Genomic DNA, 20,146 nt, shown 5'->3' on the forward strand with positions numbered 1-20,146 from the left:
ACTGTGAGTGGAATGGCGCAATTTGGCACGGTATCGTGGTGTCGACATCAGTTAGCGACCGTTCTTTGGTCGGTTACTGATGTGCGAGTCGATGGAGATCCATTCAGATGGCGCACAGCGACAGCTGAATTAGCTTCATCGCGAGCCACTTCGATGCCGTGCCAAATTGCAGAATGCAACGGACTCAGAATCTAAATCAAACAATCCGATAGTAGAAAGGAGGCCCCAAATGGACATCACGATCGTAGGCGCTGGCCCGCGTGGCATCGCTGTGTTGGGGCGACTGTTGGCGTGGCAGCATCATGACGCTTCGCGACCGCTAACAGTCACCCTCGTTGACGAATTTCCGGTCGGCGGCCATGTTTGGCGGACTGACCAGTCGCATTTGCTGATTATGAACACGCCGGCGCAGCAGTTGACGGTGTTTGCGGACGCTTCCGTGCAGATGGCGGGACCGCAACGGCTGACCGGCCCAGACTTGGCGAGCTGGGCGACAACAGAAACGGCACGGACGTTTATTCAGCAGCATGATTATCGCCATCAAACCGCCTTTTTAAACGATGTTGCGCACCTCGGCTCCGATGACTATGCGCCCCGTGCCCTCTTTGGGGTCTACCTGCAGTGGGCGCTGGCAAGTATGACAGCCAACCTGCCTGCCAATTTTCAACTGATTCAAAAACAGGCCACGGTTACAGAAGTTAAACGGGCCACTGATGGTCACTGGTTACTTCGTGCTACCGCAGAGCAGCGGCCAGCAGACCGGCTCATATTAACGACTGGTCACTACCTCAGTGAACCAACCCCAGAGCAGCAACACTTTACTGAATTTGCTCGCGCCCACGACGCCGTCTACGTGCCGCAACAGTTTCCGGGTGATACCGATTTTTCAGCCATCCAGCCTGGTGAACCCGTCATCATCCGTGGCGTCGGCCTCAGTTTCTATGACTACGTCACCCTGCTCACGAGCGGACGCGGCGGCACCTTTCATCGCGGGGCGAACGGACTGTTAAGCTATCAATCCTCGGACAAGGAGCCGCAAATCATCGCTGGATCCCGTCGCGGTTTCCCTTACTATCCAAAAGGTACGAATCAAAAACGATATGGGGAACAACTCCAACCACAGTTTTTAACACCTGAATGTTTGTCCCAATTCTCACCTGACGCGCCGTTACCTGCTGAGAAATTGGAAAAATTACTGAAGGCTGAGGTCGCTTATGTCTACTATTCGCGCTTAATTACAGACCGTTATCCGGCGCTAAACCTTCCCATTTTCCAGCATCAATTTACGACTGCTGCCGATCCGCTTCGTCTCATTGACCAGCTACCAATAGCTGCTGAAGACCAACTCGACTGGCAGCGATTGACGCACCCGGCCGAAAACCTGCAAGGTACGGCCGACCAGCTCGCTTATTTGGACCCGCTCATTGCGGATGCAAAACGGGGGACTAAGACTGGTCCACTAACTAGTGCGCTGGAAACGTTCCGGGATCTGCGCGAGACGATTCGTCAAATCACCGAAGCGGGCATTTTAACGCCGGACGATTATTTGACCTATTTATTACTCGACTACACCCCGTTGCAAGATTTTTTGGCAGTTGGGCCGCCCGTTATTCGTGTTGAACAGCTTCGCGCCCTGATTGCGGCCGACATCGTCACGCTGGTGCCACCCGAAATGAGAGTCAAGACGACTGACGCTGCGTTTTCGGTTTCCACACCCGCCAACGGTCATGCCCTAACTAGTCGGGTCCTCATTGAAGCGCGCACACCAGCCATCGATGTCAACGTGACGACGAACCCGCTAATTCGGCAACTGCTGGCTAGCAACCTCGGGCATCCCGACCAGCGGCAGCAAGCGGACGGTAACGCCTATTTCACCCACGCTTTGGCTATCGACCCAACAACAGACCGGGTCCTCAACGCAATCGGCCAACCGCATAACAGCCTGTACGCTTTTGGCATCATTACTGAAAGCACTCACTGGATGACGGGGCTGAGTCCACGGCCTGGCATCAACGATGGTAATCTGCGGGCAGCGGACCGGATTGCCCAGCAGATCATGACTGGTGAGCACACCTTCGACGATCCGCTGGTCAACTAATGAGCACTCAGACACTTGCCTTTAAATCAGACAGGTGTTTTTTTATACGTCGTCATGATTGTGTATTGACTTATAAAGCATATAATAAAATTATTATTACTATTAGGAGGTGACGTTTTGAAGCAACGCTCACAATGGATTCTTTTACTCGCAACGTCAATGGTCTCCTTTATGTCCACCATTGATGCCGGCATCGTCAACATCGCGGTGCCCCAAATCTCGCGGGACCTTAACGTGCCCATGAACGAGGCCGAATGGGTCGTGTCCGTTTACCTAGTCCTTATCTGTGTGTTACTCATTTTCTTTGGTAAACTGTCAGACCAGATTGGCCGAATTTCACTGTTTCAGATTGGCACCATCATTTTCATTTTGGGGTCACTCGGGTGTGGGCTCAGCAACACCCTGCCGCTGTTAATGGCTGCTCGAATTCTCCAAGCCTTGGGGGCCTCAATGACAATGGCGACCAACTTCGGAATCATTACACAGATTTTTCCACCGGAACGTCACGGTACCGCGCTAGGCGTCAACAGCGCCTTTGTGCAACTCGGCAGCATTGCCTAAAACTGGAATGCCGCTCAGCCACTTGGTTGCCGTTTCAAAGAACGTCCAACTGCTGTTGATCGATGCCCACGGCACCAGACCAACGATCATGATGACGAACGTCGCGCCAAACAGCCACAGGACCCCTTTTTGCCGCCCCGTCATGGCAACGTTGTCGGCATCACTGTCAATCGCAAACCGCTTCAGATCCTCGTCACGTTGTGAGAAGACCAGTGACTTGCTTGGATCCTTCTCAATTTTCGAGGCATAACGGTAAACATACCAGATACTGATGAGCACCACGATCACCAACAGGATCAACCGTGGAAACAATCCTTGACCCATGGACAAATCGAGTGTCTGGGAGGCTACGCCGGTCGCAAACGGGTTCACAGTGGAGGCTAGACAGCCGACCTGGGACCCCACGAGGACGATGGCGACGGCCACCAGGGAATCAAATCCCACGCCAATCATGACTGGAATGAGCAGCGGATAAAACGCAATGGTTTCCTCCGCCATGCCGTAGGTCGACCCGCCAAGCGCAAACAGAAACATGAGGACTGGAATCAACGCTTTCTCCTTGCCCTTGTACTTGCGGACAACGGAACCGATTCCGTCATCAAGCGCTTTGGTGCGGTTCACAACACCCAGGAAGCCCCCAATAACCAGGATAAATAGCGAAATCGAAATGGCACCCTCGGTATGATCATTGCCGACCATGCCGTAGACTGGGGCCATAAAGATGTCCCAGATACCTTGCGGATTAGCCGTCACTGACTTATAGGTGTGGGCAATGATATTCCCCACCTTATCAGTGGAATAAGCACCGGCTGGAATGATCCAGGTCAGGATTGCAACAAGCCCAATGATCATGAATAAAATCGTAAACGCTGACGGCATTTTAAACCGCCGTTTTTTAGGTTGTGTGTTTGGTGATTGCATGATGTTCATCTCCTTTTTATAACCTACCATTAGTTTATTCCTAAGATTTTAATAAGTTATGAAGAAAGTTTGATTTTTTTGTACATTTTTTCATTAGTGTTTTTGTCCCGCATTAGCCGAATTTACAGCGCCATATTTTTACGATCTATCATCCATTTCCGACAATTTTTGATTGTTATGAAAGCTTAGGAATTGCTTACATTGACTCACGAATATGGTATAATTAGTGATACTATAATAGGTTCGGTATTTCGTTTTTAAGCTTTATTTTCCCGCACTTGTGATTAATCAAACTTAGGTAATGACGAGCGTCCAAATCAAGTAAATCGTTGTACTGGGCCATGATCCATGTATTTTAAAAAAAGAAGGAAGGTTTTTAAATTGGAAACACCACCGACAACTTGGATGAGCGCCTATTTTAAAAACACCCCCGTGGCCATCATGTTGTTTCAAGATGACGACCTTCTTTTGAGCAACCATTTGGCGCAATGTCTGCAGGATCACCTGCACTTTGACCCAAGCTACCTGATTCAACTCGCACAATCGGCGACCAAGGAGCGCCATTCGGCCGTAACAGGCTGCAACACCTGTGCCATTTGCAACGAACTGGATGAATTTGCGATGCCGGTTCTCTGCAGCGACGATCAGGAAACAGGCTACTATATGGTTTATAAACCCCTAGATGAAACGCAACACCTGTCCTCGCTGACACTTAAGAGTCGGGCTTCAATCGACCACGTCATCAAAATGGCGGACCATGAGCGTAACAGTCAAACGGCGATGCACGCCAGTGAACTGGAACGCAAACGGATCTCCGCTGACCTGCACGACAATATTGCCCAGGGCGTTTATTCGGCCATCATGGGTGTCAAAAACCTGGGGACCTGTGCGCTATCCGAAAGTGAACTCAAAACACGCACGTTGGCGATTGCCGACGAACTCAAAACGACGCTGAGTGAGGTCAAAGACATGGCCTTAGACGTTCGGCCATCCGTTCTAGATCAGTTTGGCCTCTTCTCAGCCCTTAAGACGCTGGCGCAGCGCCTGCAAACGAATTCGGGTGTCACCATTTCAGTGTTGGGAAACGCCCATCCAGAGGAACTCCAAAAGACCGTCCAAAGTGCCCTTTATCGGGTGGCACAGGAGGCCATGAACAACACCTTGAAGCACGCTAACGCCAGCGAAATTGATCTCTTATTAATTGAACACGACCATTTCATCACGTTACAGATTATCGATGATGGCGACGGCTTTGACGTTTCAAGCCATCAAGCATTCAACGGTCATTCACTAGGGCTTCACGACATGAACGACCGGATCAAGTCACTTAACGGGATCTTTGACGTGCAGTCGGACCCACAAGTTGGGACAACAATCACGGTGAAGTTCCCCGTCCAAACCAGCAAGGGGAGTTATCAACATGTATAATGTACTGATTGCCGACGACCACGCTGTTGTGCGGTCGGGGCTGAAATTTCTAATTGATCAACTGCCAGATTACCAGGTCGTTGCTGAAGCGGCCACCGGCAACGACACCTTTATCCGCGTGGGGCACGGCGACATTGATATCGTCGTCATGGATTTGAGTATGCCACCGGGTGAAAACGGCCTGTTGACGACGAAGCGGATTCAGGCGCAGTACCCGGAAATTTTGATTCTCATTTTATCGATGCACGGCGAAGAAGCGTACGTCGATAAATCGATCGAGTACGGGGCTGTTGGCTACGTTTTAAAAAGCTCGCCGGATAGTGAGATCACTAACGCATTGAAAACAATCGTGACGGGTAAGCATTATGTAGATGAAAATGTTATTTTGCTGAAATCAGATATCAAAGAGATCACGTCCGATGGCTCCAACACCAACCTCTGGGGCCATAACGCGTTGTCAAAACGGGAACGAGAAGTCATGCCGCTGGTCGCAATCGGTTACAGCAACAAAGAGGTCGCCGCTAAGCTCAACATTTCAACCAAGACTGTTGAAGCACACAAAGCTAGTATTATGCGGAAACTGGATCTGGAGTCGCATGTGGATCTAGTTCGGTATGCGATTCATCATAAGATGATTGAGTTTTAGAGTGTGGCAGGTGGTTGATTTCGTTGCATTCCGCAATTTGGCACGGCATCGAAGTGGCTCGCGACTGAGCTAACTCGATTTCTGCTGCGCAGCTCTCGAGTGGATCTCAGTCGTCTCGCATGTCACTAAATGGCCCAAGAACGGCCATCAAGTGACATCGACACCACGATGTCGTGCCAAATTGTTCCATTCCACTGACGATGAGCTTAATTTTTAAACTGGTTAAGTATCACGTTAGCGTTAAACCGAGTTTGTAGAGAATCCGCCCTCGACTGCCAGTAAACTCATTGTCAGCAATGCTTCATACACTGCGTCAGTTGAAGGTAGTATTTAACTACCAGTTTTCATAACACTATGTTACCCTGGCTCTCAAAATTAACTATTTCTAGAATTGTAGCGTAGTGGCACCGTTCGGCATTGCAGACTGTGGTGTCGGTATTCCCAAGGCGCCCCAAAAAGACTCGCCTAGAATATATTTGAAAACACAAGAATAAACACAAAAGCGAACCCATATCGGCACAACAACGATATGGGTTCGCTTTTCGTCTCTATTTTTGAATAATGTGGCGTTACCACAACCAAACCGTCCTACCCTTCCAAAGCAGAATAATCCGTCCGCTTCTTAAAGGCACAATTCAAGGCCGCGACCTTCACCTCAACGACTTGATTCTGATTGATTCGGGCAAATGCCAGCGTCTCACTGATCAGGCGTTGGATGAGTGCTGGATCCTTCTTTTGAGCCAACGCATTTTGAGCCGCCTGAAACTTCAACCGCGGCAGGTAGTAGGTCACGCGGTTTTCAGAACAGAGCTGGATTCCAAAATCGATCAGCTGGTTGCTGAGCCGATAATTGTCCTGGTTCGCATAGAATTCCGCGGTGAAAAAGACGAGCGTCAGCATCCGCAAAACAGCTTTATCGTCCGCTTCTTGTAGCTGCCCCTGGTGCGTCTTAATATACTGGTTGACCTTCTCGAAATAAAAAGCAGCTTGCCTCGTTTCCCGCCGTCGCGCACTCATGACACCCGAACCAAGAAAGGCTAACTGGGTAAAAATGGTCTGGTGGCGTTCATCCAAGTCGTTTAAAATTTGTGAAAAATCAAATAGGATCTTATCCGGCTGCGCATTGACAAGCGCATTGCACAAGCCCCGCAGATAGCAAAACTGCATCTTATCAGGAATCGCGTCGATATCAGTTAACGTCAACGGCTGTATCCGTTTGATGGCGTCCGGGTAGTTTTCGGTCATCAAGTCACGTTCAATCGTGTCCAATGCCTGGTGCAGTTCCGGCACAGACGTTGCGCCATCCTGATACAGGTCGTCAACAGTCATGCCTAACCGAACGCAAAGTTTACTTAGAATCGTCAAAGACGGCACTTTATTCTGGTTTTCAAACTTACTCAGCGTTGCCTGCGTGCAAATCCCATGCGACAGCTTACACTGAGAGATTTTAAGGGCCTTTCTGCGGCTCACAAACCGGTCAATTTTCATGTTAAGCGACCTCCTATTCGTGAATGCCTAAGGCAACCTTCGCGTAACGACTCATCCGGCTGATATCCCAAACTGGCTCCCAAACGAGGTTGATCTCACAGCTAGAAATGCCGGCAACGGCTTCGGCAGCCTGCGTAATTGCGTCGTGGAGAATGTCGCCGATCGGACAGCCCATCGTAGTGAGCGTCATCGTGATCAGACACGCCCCATCCGTCACCTTCACCCCATAGATCAGGCCTAAATTCACCATATCAATGCCCAATTCCGGGTCAAGCACCTCAGACAAGGCGTCCATGACGTCGTTTTCGAGTTGGGTTGGTTCAATTAAGTGTTCTGCCATCATTTTCATCCCTTCTGCTGAGTGGCCACAGAATTGGTATAGTTACAATTTAACAAACGTTCTAGTGGTCCTTATTTTTAACACGCTTAATTAAACGAATGATTCCCGGCCGAGAATGCGCTCGTTTAATGGTTCTTTATCGCGATATGTAGGCGTCTAGGGACAGTATACCCGATGGCACATACTGAATCCATTAGGCCATCCCCCTAACTTTCGTGAAATAATTTACATATATAATAAGATTCTGCTAATGTGTTTTACTTAATTGGGATGCCTCATACACTCATTTATATACCTGCCATTTTATGCCAAAATAATATAACTTAATTGCGTTAAAAAAGAACGACTATTAAGGCTAGCCCCCCGCAGCATTGCTGTAACAGCACCTTGTCAGCTGTCTGTTTTAAAACCATTAGGGCATCCCCTTACGTTTACCGAAAAATACGCAAAGCTTCTATATAAATTTTTATATAGCGTTTCAAAATTCGGTCAGAATCGTTCAAATGAATCCCACCCATTTTTGGCCATTCGTCACTTGCATGCTAGTCTTGGTTTTGTAAAACGTGTGAACGAAATCACAAAGGAAATTGTGACCCAGATCGCTGTTCAGTTTCATCTCGGTCACGCAACTCAATCGCACGATAAAACTCAAGATAAGTGAGGAGATTCCCATGAGTAAGAAATACGAAACAGAAGCACCCGGCTACACCATGACCACCGTGATGGAAGAAGCTGCGCGTTGCCTGCTCTGCCACGACGCGCCATGTTCCCAAGCCTGCCCCGCCCACACCGATCCCGGCAAGTTCATCCGCAGTGTCCGGTTCCGCAACGTAAAGGGCGCCGCAGAAACCATCCGTGAAAACAACGCTTTGGGTGCCATTTGTGCCCGCGTTTGTCCGACTGAAAAATACTGTGAATTGGCCTGCTCACGGACTGGTATCGACCGGCCGATCGATATTGGCGGTATCCAACGCTACGTCACCGACTTTGAGCAACAGGCCAAGATGGACATCCTCAAAAAGGGTGCCGCAAACGGCAAGTCGATCGCCATCGTCGGCAGTGGTCCTGCGGGTCTGCAAACTGCCACGACCATGCTGGAACGCGGTTACGCTGTCGACATCTACGAAAAGAACGAAAAAGCTGGCGGTTATTTGACCTATGGCATTCCCGAATACCGGTTGCCACAAGACATCGTCGACTTTGAAATCAAACGGATCGTCAACCTCGGTGCTGACATGCACTACAACGTCACCATTGGTAAGGACATGACCATGGCCGACCTGAAAGCCGACCACGATGCCGTTGTCGTCGCCGTTGGTGCCAGCGAAGCTAAATCATTATCGATGTTTGCTGGCAACGACTACGTGGAATCGGCCGTTGACTTCCTCGCCCGCGTTAAAAACGCCAAGGGTGACATCACGGACATCCCAGAAAACGCCGTTGTTATCGGCGGTGGCGATGTTGCGATGGATGTCGCCACAACGCTTAAGCGCCTTGACGTCAAGAACGTCACCGATGTGGCCTACGAAGAGTTCGATGAATTCCGCGCTTCTAAGAAGGAACTTGCTGGCACTCGTAAAGCTGGCGTCACCATCGTTGATGGCTACGTACCTAGTGCCGTGGATGGCAACGTGGTCACCTTCAAGCACCGCACCATCGATAGCGAACTGAAAATCAAGGCCGACAAGATTATCCTTGCCATCGGCCAACAGATCAACGCCGATAACCTTGGCATCAACATCGAACGCGGAGTTGTCCCTTACGTGGGTTACAAAACTGACGATCCAAAGGTCTACATCACCGGCGATATTTCGAAGGGCGACCAGACCGTTGTTTGGGCCGTTCGTAAAGGGAAAGAAGTTGCTGATCTGATCGATCAAACACTGTTAGGGGGTACTAAATAATGATTGATAAAGATTTATCCGTAGAATTCATGGGCGTTCACTTCGAAAACCCCTTCCTGCTCTCCTCATCACCCGTTGGCAACTGTTACGAAATGTGTGCCAAGGCGTTTGACGAAGGCTGGGGCGGTGTCGTTTTCAAAACGATCGGGCCAAAACATTTCAAAGTCGATGAAGTCTCACCCCGGTTCGATGAACTGACCAAGGAAGGCACCCCCTTCGTTGGCTTCAAGAACATGGAACAGATTGCGGAACATTCACTTGAAGAAAACCTGCATGATTTAAAAGAACTGAAAAAGAACTACCCTAACAAAGTCGTCGTTGCCTCCATCATGGGAACCAACGAAGAAGACTGGGAAGAATTGGCACAACTCGTTACCGAAGCCGATGCAGACATGATTGAAATGAACCTGTCCTGCCCGCAAATGACCTCTCACGAAATGGGATCCGACGTTGGGACCAACCCAGAACTTGTAAAGAAGTACTGTGCCGCCGTTAAACGCGGTTCTGACCTGCCAATGATGGCCAAGATGACGCCAAACATCACCGATATGATTCCAGCTGCCAAGGCCAGTCTCGACGGTGGGGCACAAGGTATCGCTACCATCAACACCGTTAAATCCATTTCAAACATTGACCTGGACAAGAAGGTTGCGCTGCCGATCGTTAATGGCAAGTCATCCATCTCTGGTTTCTCTGGGAAAGCCGTTAAGCCCATTGCGCTGCGGTTTATCCAACAACTCCGGACCGCTGCTGGATTGGAATTACTGCCGATCTCAGGTATCGGCGGTATCGAAACCTGGCAGGACGCCGCTGAATTCATTCTGTTAGGCGCCACCACCCTTCAGGTCACCACTTCCGTCATGCAGTACGGCTACCGGATTGTTGAAGACATGAAGAACGGTCTCATGCACTACATGGAAGAGCAACACGTTGACCACCTCGCCGACCTGGTTGGGTTAGCAACCAAGAATATCGTGCCAGCTGAAAAATTGGACCGGGATTACAAGGTCTATCCAAAAATCGACTGGGATAAATGTATTGGCTGTGGCCGGTGCTACATTTCCTGTTTTGATGGGGCGCACCAAGCCATCACCTGGGATGAAGAAAAACGGCGGCCATCCGTGAACATCAACCGCTGTGTCGGTTGTCAGTTATGTAATCTGGTCTGCCCCGTGGGTGCCATTACGACCGGTGAGAAAGTGTTGAAACCGGGACGCAAGGGTAACGCAGCCGATAAACAAGTTGAGTCCTCGCGGCTGACTCATTTCTAAGGTGACTGCGCGTCACGACACGCTACAGTGAACTGACAAACTGAAGGGCGTTGACGGCTGTCAGGGGTGTCTGAATTCCTGGTATCACTACAGCAGCGTCATATGATATACTAGTTTTTCAGGTATTTTTGACACTAGCGACACCCTTTAGTAAAGGAGCGCGACTCATGAAAATTAGTAAAAAGGTTTGGTTTGACGCGATCGGCGTTGGGTTGTTTACCATCGTTTACAGTCTGATTATGAGTGGATTCTCCCTGTGGATGGGCTCCGCCGCCTTTATTGCGGTTTCCTACTTCTTTGGTGCGGGCTTTCCCAAGGACAAGATCTGGAACATTCTGTGCAGTTTCGCGCTGGGCATCGTTTGGGGATTGATTGCCTTTCGCCTGCTGCACGTCCCAAGCATTTCCGGCGTCATTGCTTCATCCGTCATGTTCGGTATCATGACCTTCATTGTGCTGTTCCTACAGGGAACGATTATGAAATTCACGCTGGTGCCCGCTTGGCTGATTGCTTGGGGAACCACCATGTTGATTCTGTCCAATATCACCATTCACAACTGGGGGTTGTTTGTCTTTCAGCTCTATGCCTGCATGGTGCTTGGCATCTTCGTCATTGGGTATTTCTCGGATTACTTTAACCAGATCATGTTCCGGCTTTTCCCAGAAAAAAACGACCATGAGCAGGAAACCGACACCGAGGAAACTGACAATATGGCCGACCACAAGGCTTAATCATCCTTGTTTTTGAGGAGAAAACAGAAGCTTACTGAGACCTGTTGCGAGGCGCGGCAGGTCTTTTACTTGTCTACGTCAAGTTACTGGTATGGCACCATTTCTAGCTCATTTTTATAGCAAAATCGCAAGCCGTTTTCGTTTAGTTCCCCCTTCGCATCAGTTATAATGAACTCAAGATGGTTGTTACCCCAACCCCAACATACTAAGCACACGGTTACCCTATACCGTGATCAACAACCGTCCAGATCCCCCAGTTAATTTTAATCAACCGGGAACCATAACCATATTGTGGCGACTGAGCCTCTTGCTTGGTCGTTTTTTTGTAGAGTGTGAAGCAAGGCGGTTTAGGGGCGGTGTGTAACGGACTCTGGTCTAAAAGTCCGGGCCTGACTTTTAGACCAGAGTCCGTTACACGTTAGCCCCTTGCTGAACACGTTTCGGCAATGTAACAAGGGAGCGCAGTGGCCTGAACCATTCAGTTGCCTAAAACCGAAAAGTCCGGCCTGACTTTTTTTGCCAGAGTTGCTTACACAGGAGTCCTCTGCCTTGCTGAAAATGTGTCCGCTAGATTTCCCATAAAACCTATCATTATGCCTGTAATCCACTTAAATCGAATAGAAAAGCAAAGAGGCCATTTCTTGGCCTCTTTGCTTACATATATTAATCATGTTTTTGCGTTTTCAAATCAATTTTCCGCGTTATTTTTGGCTTTTTCCCAGACCTATTACGTATTTGTGGCTTAAGATTAAAAGTAATTGTCTTCCCCGATCCATCATCAGGAGAAATCGGTTTGTGAAGAATTCTTTCTCTATCTGAAGGTAATAAAGATAATAGTCGATTAAAATATTTTTCTTCTTCGTCTTGATTATCAGTCTCATAGTATCTCATTAATGTTGTCATAAAATCAGTTTGGTCAAGCTCATCGAAGGGTAAAACAAGATAGTTTTCCCTTGAAAAAGTATCATAAGCTGCATTAGCCGCTATCAAGGCTGTTCGCTTATTGCCATCCTGAAATGGCTGTAGCTTTGCAATTCTAACAAACACTCGCCAAGCATCTTTTTCTTTTTTAGGAGAGGTCATATATTCATCAACTATCTTTTGAAGATCATTTCGACCAACTACTTCTGGTGGCATATATGTTCTGTGAGATTTTTCATCGAGAATGATACCAATTCGATCATCTTCATTATAGTACGCATTGCGAAGATGGCCCGGCCAATTCGGCTCTTCATCAGAATCGGAATCAAATGCTTTATTGATGGCAATAATTCCGTCAACACTAAAGCCAACTCTCCGAACAGCGGTAATTCCCTTCAAGGCGTCCTCAAAAATAGCTACATCATCACTGTCTTGGTTTAAAGGTGTGCTTGAATTCAAATCCAATGCATGTTTAGTTTGAAGTAATGAACTACCATATCCATTTAAGCTTCCAATTGAAGAGATAAATCTCGCTAGTGCAGTATTGTCCACATTTCCATCTCCTTCAGATTTAAATATAATCAATTCTTTCGTCAAATACTTTCATTCAATATACTATCAATAAATGTTTAAAAATAAAAACAATCGCATTTTCAATGCCTGCTCTAGACAAATATTACAAAAAAGACTGAACCAACTCTGCTATAGAGTAGTTGGTTCAGTCTCTATTTTTATAAGTGAAGAAACGCTCTACAGAAGGCAAGAGGTTGCATGTAAGCAACTTCCGACATCAAATCCAAACCCGGGATTTGATGTCGAAGGCTTTCTACTGTTCTCGAGACTAAACGCGCTCCACAAGCCAGAGGGCGGAGTGTTCCGCGCTCTCTACTGCTCATCCGCACCCAAATTCGTTTGCTTCACAAACGAATGATCCGGTACTCTGATCAGGGTGAAGCGGTTGGCTAGACGGCCGGCGTGGAGGCCGATACCGTTTAGGAAGTCTTTCTTATAGGTTGTTTCTACAACACCGACCCATGCTTTTTGAGTCTTTGTATCGTAGCGCTTGACCGTTTTCTTGTTCCACTTGTACGCACTAGCGGACACGTTTATTGGATCCTTACCGCCCGAAATTGTTGCATCCAGACTTGAGACCTGATCCGTTTCACCATCCGTCGAGTACTTGTAGACTTGAATCGGCTTGCGGCCCTTACCCGTTCTCACGGTCACATACGTCGACTGCGCCGCACTAGTCGTATCTAGGACCAGTGGTTTGTAATGGTACGCGACCGTTACTCGATTCGTGTTGAGCTTGCTGACGTCCTGAAAGAACGTTGCGTAACTCATGCCCCAAAGTCCCAATAAAAAGATAATCACTTCAATTGTTGATTTCGTTAAGTTCTGTGCAGAAAACGACTTTTTCTCGGTCACAATCAATTTAAGTCGTCTGACCCGCATATCATGCACCATCCACACAAGATAAATCAGCAGGAGCAGCCAAAGCCCCATTCCAATTAAATTCCAAGCTGATTTCATAAGCCACAATTCCCTTCTACTCAATGTGATGACACACACAAACCTTCATTATTAGATTAAAGGAACCGATTGCTAAAAACAAGTGTTTCGACGTAATTCTTTTCGCGAAATACGCTGTACTGATACGGGTTGACAGCCATTTATTATCGTCGGTCAATCGTGCAATTAGATGCGCGTTTACAAATTTCAACCCAGGCCACACTGTACGCGTGCTCAAGCTAGAGTGGTGGCCGTCATTATTGAAAATCGCTAGGATACCCACAAATCATATCATAAGTATTCCTTGCAAGAATCGTCAGCAGTTTGTGTTACAGTAACAGGTGATGACATGGGCGATGTATTATATAGTAGGAAAAGAAAGCAGGCGGACACATGTGCACGAGTTTAACCCTTACAGCGTCAGACCAGACAACCATTCTGGCACGGACCATGGACTTTCCAAACGTTGATCCGTGGGTACCGACAAAGCTACCAGCAGGCACTGAGTGGCAGCCAATTCTTGGGCAGCCAGCAACCACGCAATTTAACATCGTCGGGGCTGCTCGCAACTTAAACGGCCACACCCTTTTTGGTGACGGCATCAACGCAGCGGGACTGAGTTGTGCAGAACTGTACCTGCCTAGTCGGGTCACCTACTATGATGACCCACAGTCCGACAAGGTCAACCTCACACCGCAAGATTTCATTTTATGGGTATTGAGCAGCCATCAAACGGTCGCGGATGTCCTCGCTGACCTTCCGCAAGTGGCTTTGATTGCCCACGTCTGGTACGCTGAAAATAAAGTCTACCCCTTCCACTGGGTGCTAGCTGATGCGACCGGGGCAACGGCCTACATTGAGCCAACATCATTGACGCTCACAGCAACCGACAACCCGATCCAGGTCATGACAAATACGCCGACACTGGCTGATCATTACAGCGGGTTGGCCGCCTTTTTACAGGTGCCAGATACGAAACAACCGACCCTCACCCAGGCTTCCATAGCGTGGCTGGCAAGCGGGCAACCACTCCCAGAGGGACCGATTCCAACAAACCGGTTCATTCGAACAGCAATCAATCGATTGGGGCATCCGCAACCGAAAACGGGTAACGATGCAGAGAACGCAGCGTTGACCTACCTCAAACAGGTCGTGACACCAAAACTCGAAAATGGGCAACAAAAACCTAATCATAACTTTACCCATTACATCAGTTTCATGAATACAAAAGCGTTAACGTATACGCATATTCCTATCGATACCATGAGAAGCCAGTCATTATCCGTAGTGGATTTCGCCAAATAAATCAACTTTCAACCACTTTTTGAAGAAAAAAGTGGTTTTTTTATTGTGCAAACACCGGTAAATCACACCATTGTCACATTCCTGAAATATACGGGTTAAAGCCGGTATAGCAAGTCGCAACCACCCTTTCATTTTTAAAAACCCTCTTGAAATGACAAACCTTGTTTTTCTATTAATCTAATCGATAATACGTTGCAACACTCTTGTAACGTGCGATTGATACACTAATAACCGTTCAATAAATAAACGACATTTAAAAATAATAAAAAACGAAACGATAGATTAGAATTTAAATTAAGGGGATTTTGTTAACTATGAAAAGATTGTTTGTCAAACTTGCATTAACCGTAATTACCATCTTAGGCATTACCGTCGCTGCCGACACGATTGCACAGCCACAGACCGCTAGCGCAAGCACCACATCTTACTCAAAGGTTTACAAAGTCGCTAAAGCACAATTGGGCAAGCGTTACAGCTACGGCTCAACTGGTCCTTCATCATTTGACTGCTCAGGCTTTACTTCTTACGTTTACAAGAAGAGTGCCAAGATCACCACTCCACGGACTGCCCAAGCCCAATACAACAAATACGCGCACGTCAGCTACAAGAACATCAAAAAGGGCGATCTCGTCTTCTTCGGCGGCAGCGTCTTTGGTATCAGCCACGTTGGGTTGTACGTCGGTAGCGGCAAGATGATCGACGCCCAAAACCGCGGCGTTGTTAAGGAAGCCGTTAAAGCCCCATGGTGGCACTACGTTGGTTCTGCCCGGGTCACAAGTTTAGACTAATTCAATTTTGAGACTGATGGACACCTCGCTTTTGCGGGGTGTCTTTTTGTGTGTCATAAAGTGCTGTACTGCGTTGCGTCGGCAGAACTGTGCGTATGGTGCTTTCTGTTATTGCATGCTATACAAGGTCGCTCCGTTCCGCCGTTCGGCCCTGCAGGCTGTGGCCAGAGTGTGGAGCAGGCCGGGTAACTCCCGGAGTGTAAGGCGATTTTGCCGGAAATTCCGGTCTTGAATTTCTGGCAAAGTTGACTTACACAGTAGGGAGTTGGTCTGCGGAACACGTTTCCGCAGTATAAACTAGAAATTCAAGGATCTCAACGTCTCCCGTATTAGTAACCGACCAAAAGACGGTTGCTAACTAATACCGACACCACAGCCTGCAATGCCGAGCGGCTCCACTACGCTACAATACTGGTAATCGTCAGCATGAATTGGAAAAACTAACTCATAAGTGGTGCAGTGAAACCTGTTAATCAATCGTCACCAGTAACTAGCATATTGTGAGGAGCATGACTGTTAATGTCCTTATTCGCAGTCGAGGGCGGATTTTCTTCAAACTCGGTTTAACGCTAATGTGATACTTAACTAGTGGCAACAAGTAAGCGCACCGTCAGTGGAATGGAGCAATTCGGCAGGTCGTCGTGGTGTCGACATCAGTTATCGACCGTACTTGGGTCGGTTACTGATGTGCGAGACGACTGAGATCCACTCGAGAGCTGCGCAGCAGAAATCGAGTTAGCTCAGTCGCGAGCCACGACGACGGCCTGCCGAATTGCGGAATGCAACGGACTATTATCTAAAACTAGAAAAATCCTCCATAAGGCAAGTGCTTCTCTGGGTGCTCTTCTTCACAGACTAAAGGCCCATTCATCGTTTGCACGTCGCTTTCATAGCGTCTAAACGTGCTCCAGGAAGCAGAGGGCTCCTGTGTAAGCTGCTCGGGTCAAAAAAGTCAGACCCGGACTTTTCTGACCCGAGCAGCTTACACTCCGCCCTCTAACCGCTTCCTTCCGCACTCTCTTAAATCTCGTTAACGATTGCGCAATTAGCACCATAATACTTGTTTTCATGTTGCGTAACGCGTTATCATGGAAACAATCAAAATAGTGTAAGGTAACGCTCTGTTACTTTAACTGTTTTTCAACCTACAATATATAGTGGCACGTATACTAGTTCTTCCATATATTGTTGATTTTTTCAAACAAATGTTCTAAACTTAACGTATTGATAAAAAGGAGTCCTCGTCGTGAATAAGCAAAAACCGCAACAGTCACATATTCAAATTACGGTTCGTTTCGTTGAGAAGCGTAACGGCAAAAAAGACGTGTTTGACGCCCGAAAGATACTAAGCAGTCTAAATCATTTGACCCACGATGATCGGCTCATTCGGCGCACAAATGCCCTTGTATTAGCCCAAATCGCTGGTTACTCTCAGATTGATACCCAGACCATCCGCCAGCTCATCACCTCGACGTTGACGCAGTTGGATCATCCAGAACTGGCCAAGCGGTATAGTGAGTACCACCCTTCTAACCCAAAAAACGCTTCTTTTAAACAATTGTCTTTTTTTAATCTGTGATTCTGTTAAGTCCGGCGACTAGCGCCGGACTTTTTTTATAGCTTAAATTACCCACCCATTTTGACCAACCCAACACATCGTTAGTTATCGAAATTTTGGGCAATCGAGTAGGAGGTAATTGATTAATTCAATTACCGACCTCTCACACCACCGTACGTACGGTTCCGTATACGGCGGTTCAATAATTTAAGCACTTTGTATTGACTGGAGTGTCTTGCTCATATTGATGAGTCCAAGGCGTTCCAGTCTTTTGTTTGTCAGAGTATAGGTCAATGTCTTGCTATGCGCAGTTCGCCAATAACCCTTACGGGTATTGGCCATTGTATAAGCACTGGTGCCAGAAAGCCCCAGTTTTACAAGATGATTGACCTTTGTTTTGAGCTTCTTCCACTGTTTCCAAATATACTGGCGAATCCTTGCTCGCAACCATTCGTCTAAGTGACGGATAAAATTGGTCATTTTCCCGACCGAATAGTACTGTAACCACCCACGCATCTTTTGATGAATCTCGTTAAACACCAGGTTTAACGAAACGCCCCGATTGCGCTTGGTCATTTTCCTGAGTGCAGACTTGATGCGTTGCTTGGCCTGCCAAGCAGGTCGCGCATACGCACCTCCTCGACCAACCCCCAAGGAAAATCCCAGGAACTTGGCCCGCAGAGGCGAACTTACTGATGTCTTGTCCTCATTGACGGTGACCTTTAGGTCGCCTTCAAGAAAGCGAGTAACATTAGTCAGAACCCGTTCTCCAGCACGTTTGCTTCGGACATAAATATTACAATCGTCCGCATAGCGGACAAACTTATGACCTCTGGAAGTTAACAGCTTATCCAGTTCGTTGAGATAAATGTTAGCCAAAAGTGGCGATAAGGGGCCACCTTGAGGGGTGCCTTTATCACTTCGTTCAAATAGACCACCATTCATGACACCGCTGGTTAGGAAGCGACGAATGAGATGCAGTATCCATGGATCCGTAATATACTGCTCAATAAATTTAATAAGCAGATCGTGGTTGACCGTATCGAAGTATGCTTTTAGATCGAGATCCACGACATAGTGATAGCCCTGATTGTAGAACTGAACCACTCTATCAATGGCATCTTTAGCACTTCGATTCGGTCGGAACCCAAAACTATTATCTGAGAAGACACGCTCAAATGTTGGCACCATGACTTGCGCCATGGCTTGTTGAACAAGTCGGTCAATCACAGTTGGTATTCCGAGCTTGCGTTTACCACCATTAGGTTTTGGAATTTCAACCCGCTTAACGGGACGAGGCCGATAGGTCTCGTTTTGTAAAGCTTGCAGTAATTCCTGTTTATGTTTCCTCAAGTAGGGCAACAGTTCGTCAACGGTCATTCCGTCTAGTCCTGCTGCACCTTTGTTTCTGCAGACGCGAAGATAAGCCTCGTTCAGGTTATTTCGGTCTAAGACTAACTCTTGAAACTTAGTGCCGTTCATCATCGTATTTTCACCAGAGTCAGTGCTACGCACCCCGACTTGTTCTTGGGCTTCCAGTCCTACTGTCCGCCGGCGGTCAGCTTTTTCTGTATTCTGCGGTTGTTGCACTGTCTCCACCTCCAATATCAATGATGACCTATTATTGTTCAGCCCTTCGTGGCAGATACCACTACTATGGCCTCGGCTGACTCCTGTATCGTTCTGCACCACATCACTGCGATGTTTGTTCCTGTGGCGCTTAGCGCGCCTCTTGTCGGGAACGTACGATACAGGCCTCCCCGGGTAAGAACGCCCACTTTCGTACCATGTCATTGCCAGCTTTACTGCGATGGCCTCGAGTAGTATTGGACTTTGGTTTGTTTGGCAACCTCGTCCGACCAACACAGCCTTATAGCTGATTCTTGTACATCAATGCGGTACTTTGTCGCCGACTTCCTTCAGATTCCACCTCACGATGGACACCCTTGTCATTGACTTGCGGTTCCGACTACTACGGCCCGCAACGGACTTTCACCGTCTAGTTGGCGCCCATGCCGGGCGCACCAAAAAAAATCAGCACCCCAACAGTGCTGACTTCCTGTTTTACTATTCAGTTAAATCCTAAAGATCATTGTCAATTGACTAGCTCAGTTGAGCCTCTAAATCGCGTAATTCGGCCACACGCACATTGCGTGGCAAGAAACGCCGAATTTCTTCCTCGTTGTAGCCAACTTCCAAACGCTTGTCATCAAAAATGATCGGGCGTTTGATCAAGTCGGGATACTTCACAACGAGATCAACTAATTGGCTGACTGGTAATTCATCAAGGTCGATGTTTAACTTCTTAAAGATGTTAGAACGCGTCGAGATGATGTCTTCGCTGCCATTTTCAGTCAGGCGAAGAATTTCCTTAACTTCATCAGCGTTTAGCGGATTTGATTTAATGTTTCGTTCTTTAAACGGAATTTGGTGGGCTTCCAGCCAAGCACGAGCTTTACGACTAGATGCGCTACTTGGTGCAACATATAGATTAATCATACTAAGCACTTCCTTCATTTCGCTTTCCCCAAGCGACAAAACCATTAACTAAAAAACATCAGTTGCTCATTATTTGGTCCCCAACACCTTCTAATGAGCATCTTAATCATAACATATTATGAGAATAATTCAAGATGATTTTTATACTTTTTAGATTGTGAACAAACCAACATCT

Annotated in this window: 15 protein-coding genes and 2 pseudogenes; 10 read left to right on the forward strand and 7 right to left on the reverse strand. The window is 47.6% G+C overall.

Translation table 11 applies throughout. The features are described 5' to 3' along the window. Positions 1-229: 229 nt before the first annotated feature. Both AYR61_RS02920 and AYR61_RS02925 read left to right on the forward strand, forming a co-directional pair. Positions 230-2,098 carry an FAD/NAD(P)-binding protein gene (locus AYR61_RS02920; protein ID WP_065901599.1) on the forward strand — a complete coding sequence of 623 codons (1,869 nt, stop codon included), beginning with the start codon at positions 230-232 and terminating at the stop codon, positions 2,096-2,098. 171 nt (positions 2,099-2,269) lie between these two features. Next, positions 2,270-2,656, forward strand: a pseudogene (locus tag AYR61_RS02925) (MFS transporter); the annotation flags it as partial. On the opposite strand, the pseudogene AYR61_RS02930 reads toward AYR61_RS02925, so the two are convergent. After that, positions 2,651-3,580, reverse strand: a pseudogene (locus tag AYR61_RS02930) (YfcC family protein); the annotation flags it as partial. The pseudogenes AYR61_RS02925 and AYR61_RS02930 sit on opposite strands and share 6 nt — an antisense overlap. Positions 3,581-3,961: 381 nt before the next feature. Between AYR61_RS02930 and AYR61_RS02935 the strand changes: the two are divergent. Then, positions 3,962-5,008 (forward strand): sensor histidine kinase, encoded by a 1,047-nt coding sequence (locus tag AYR61_RS02935; protein ID WP_225356509.1) that lies wholly within the window; start codon positions 3,962-3,964, stop codon positions 5,006-5,008. Continuing rightward, positions 5,001-5,654, forward strand: a complete 654-nt coding sequence (locus AYR61_RS02940; protein WP_054709489.1) for a response regulator — start codon at positions 5,001-5,003, stop codon at positions 5,652-5,654. Before AYR61_RS02935 ends, AYR61_RS02940 begins: the two co-directional genes overlap by 8 nt. 588 nt (positions 5,655-6,242) lie before the next feature. Here AYR61_RS02940 and AYR61_RS02945 read toward each other — a convergent pair. Continuing rightward, positions 6,243-7,142, reverse strand: coding sequence for a helix-turn-helix domain-containing protein (locus tag AYR61_RS02945; protein WP_054709487.1), 900 nt, complete (start codon positions 7,140-7,142; stop codon positions 6,243-6,245). Between the two features lie 13 nt (positions 7,143-7,155). Next, positions 7,156-7,482 carry a metal-sulfur cluster assembly factor gene (locus AYR61_RS02950; protein WP_054709510.1) on the reverse strand — a complete coding sequence of 109 codons (327 nt, stop codon included), beginning with the start codon at positions 7,480-7,482 and terminating at the stop codon, positions 7,156-7,158. 671 nt (positions 7,483-8,153) lie between these two features. Between AYR61_RS02950 and AYR61_RS02955 the strand changes: the two genes are divergently transcribed. The 3 genes from AYR61_RS02955 (at position 8,154) to AYR61_RS02965 (ending at position 11,388) form a co-directional block, all read left to right on the forward strand. Then, positions 8,154-9,386 (forward strand): FAD-dependent oxidoreductase, encoded by a 1,233-nt coding sequence (locus tag AYR61_RS02955; protein WP_054709484.1) that lies wholly within the window; start codon positions 8,154-8,156, stop codon positions 9,384-9,386. Then, the gene (gene preA, locus AYR61_RS02960; RefSeq protein ID WP_056987605.1) at positions 9,386-10,657 is read left to right on the forward strand and encodes an NAD-dependent dihydropyrimidine dehydrogenase subunit PreA; all 1,272 of its coding nucleotides are present in this window, start codon (positions 9,386-9,388) and stop codon (positions 10,655-10,657) included. The genes AYR61_RS02955 and preA overlap by 1 nt, the downstream gene beginning before the upstream one ends. A 167-nt stretch (positions 10,658-10,824) precedes the next feature. Continuing rightward, positions 10,825-11,388 (forward strand): DUF1097 domain-containing protein, encoded by a 564-nt coding sequence (locus AYR61_RS02965; RefSeq protein WP_056987604.1) that lies wholly within the window; start codon positions 10,825-10,827, stop codon positions 11,386-11,388. 663 nt (positions 11,389-12,051) lie between these two features. On the opposite strand, the gene AYR61_RS02970 is transcribed toward AYR61_RS02965, so the two are convergent. Both AYR61_RS02970 and AYR61_RS02975 read right to left on the reverse strand, forming a co-directional pair. Then, entirely contained in the window at positions 12,052-12,906 is an 855-nt protein-coding gene (locus tag AYR61_RS02970) for a Fic family protein (RefSeq protein ID WP_225356510.1), read from the reverse strand. Positions 12,907-13,194: 288 nt separating this feature from the next. Then, entirely contained in the window at positions 13,195-13,842 is a 648-nt protein-coding gene (locus AYR61_RS02975; RefSeq protein WP_054709481.1) for an LVIS_2131 family protein, read from the reverse strand. Positions 13,843-14,214: 372 nt separating this feature from the next. Between AYR61_RS02975 and AYR61_RS02980 the strand changes: the two genes are divergently transcribed. From AYR61_RS02980 to AYR61_RS02990, 3 genes are all read left to right on the forward strand, one after another. Continuing rightward, positions 14,215-15,126, forward strand: a complete 912-nt coding sequence (locus AYR61_RS02980) for a linear amide C-N hydrolase (RefSeq protein WP_054709478.1) — start codon at positions 14,215-14,217, stop codon at positions 15,124-15,126. Between the two features lie 314 nt (positions 15,127-15,440). Then, on the forward strand, positions 15,441-15,914 hold the full coding sequence (locus tag AYR61_RS02985) for a C40 family peptidase (protein WP_054709475.1): 474 nt from the start codon (positions 15,441-15,443) through the stop codon (positions 15,912-15,914). A gap of 1,246 nt (positions 15,915-17,160) precedes the next feature. Further along, positions 17,161-17,493, forward strand: a complete 333-nt coding sequence (locus AYR61_RS02990) for an ATP cone domain-containing protein (protein WP_054709472.1) — start codon at positions 17,161-17,163, stop codon at positions 17,491-17,493. Between the two features lie 186 nt (positions 17,494-17,679). Here AYR61_RS02990 and ltrA read toward each other — a convergent pair whose 3' ends face one another. Together ltrA and spx are read right to left on the reverse strand one after the other, a co-directional pair. Then, positions 17,680-19,062: a group II intron reverse transcriptase/maturase gene (gene ltrA / locus AYR61_RS02995; protein WP_065900954.1), complete on the reverse strand. Its 1,383-nt coding sequence runs from the start codon at positions 19,060-19,062 to the stop codon at positions 17,680-17,682. Between the two features lie 513 nt (positions 19,063-19,575). After that, positions 19,576-19,971, reverse strand: a complete 396-nt coding sequence (gene spx / locus AYR61_RS03000) for a transcriptional regulator Spx (protein ID WP_065901601.1) — start codon at positions 19,969-19,971, stop codon at positions 19,576-19,578. Between the last annotated feature and the right edge of the window lie 175 nt (positions 19,972-20,146).

Source organism: Secundilactobacillus paracollinoides, assembly GCF_001702155.1.
Taxonomy (GTDB): Bacteria; Bacillota; Bacilli; order Lactobacillales; family Lactobacillaceae; genus Secundilactobacillus; species Secundilactobacillus paracollinoides.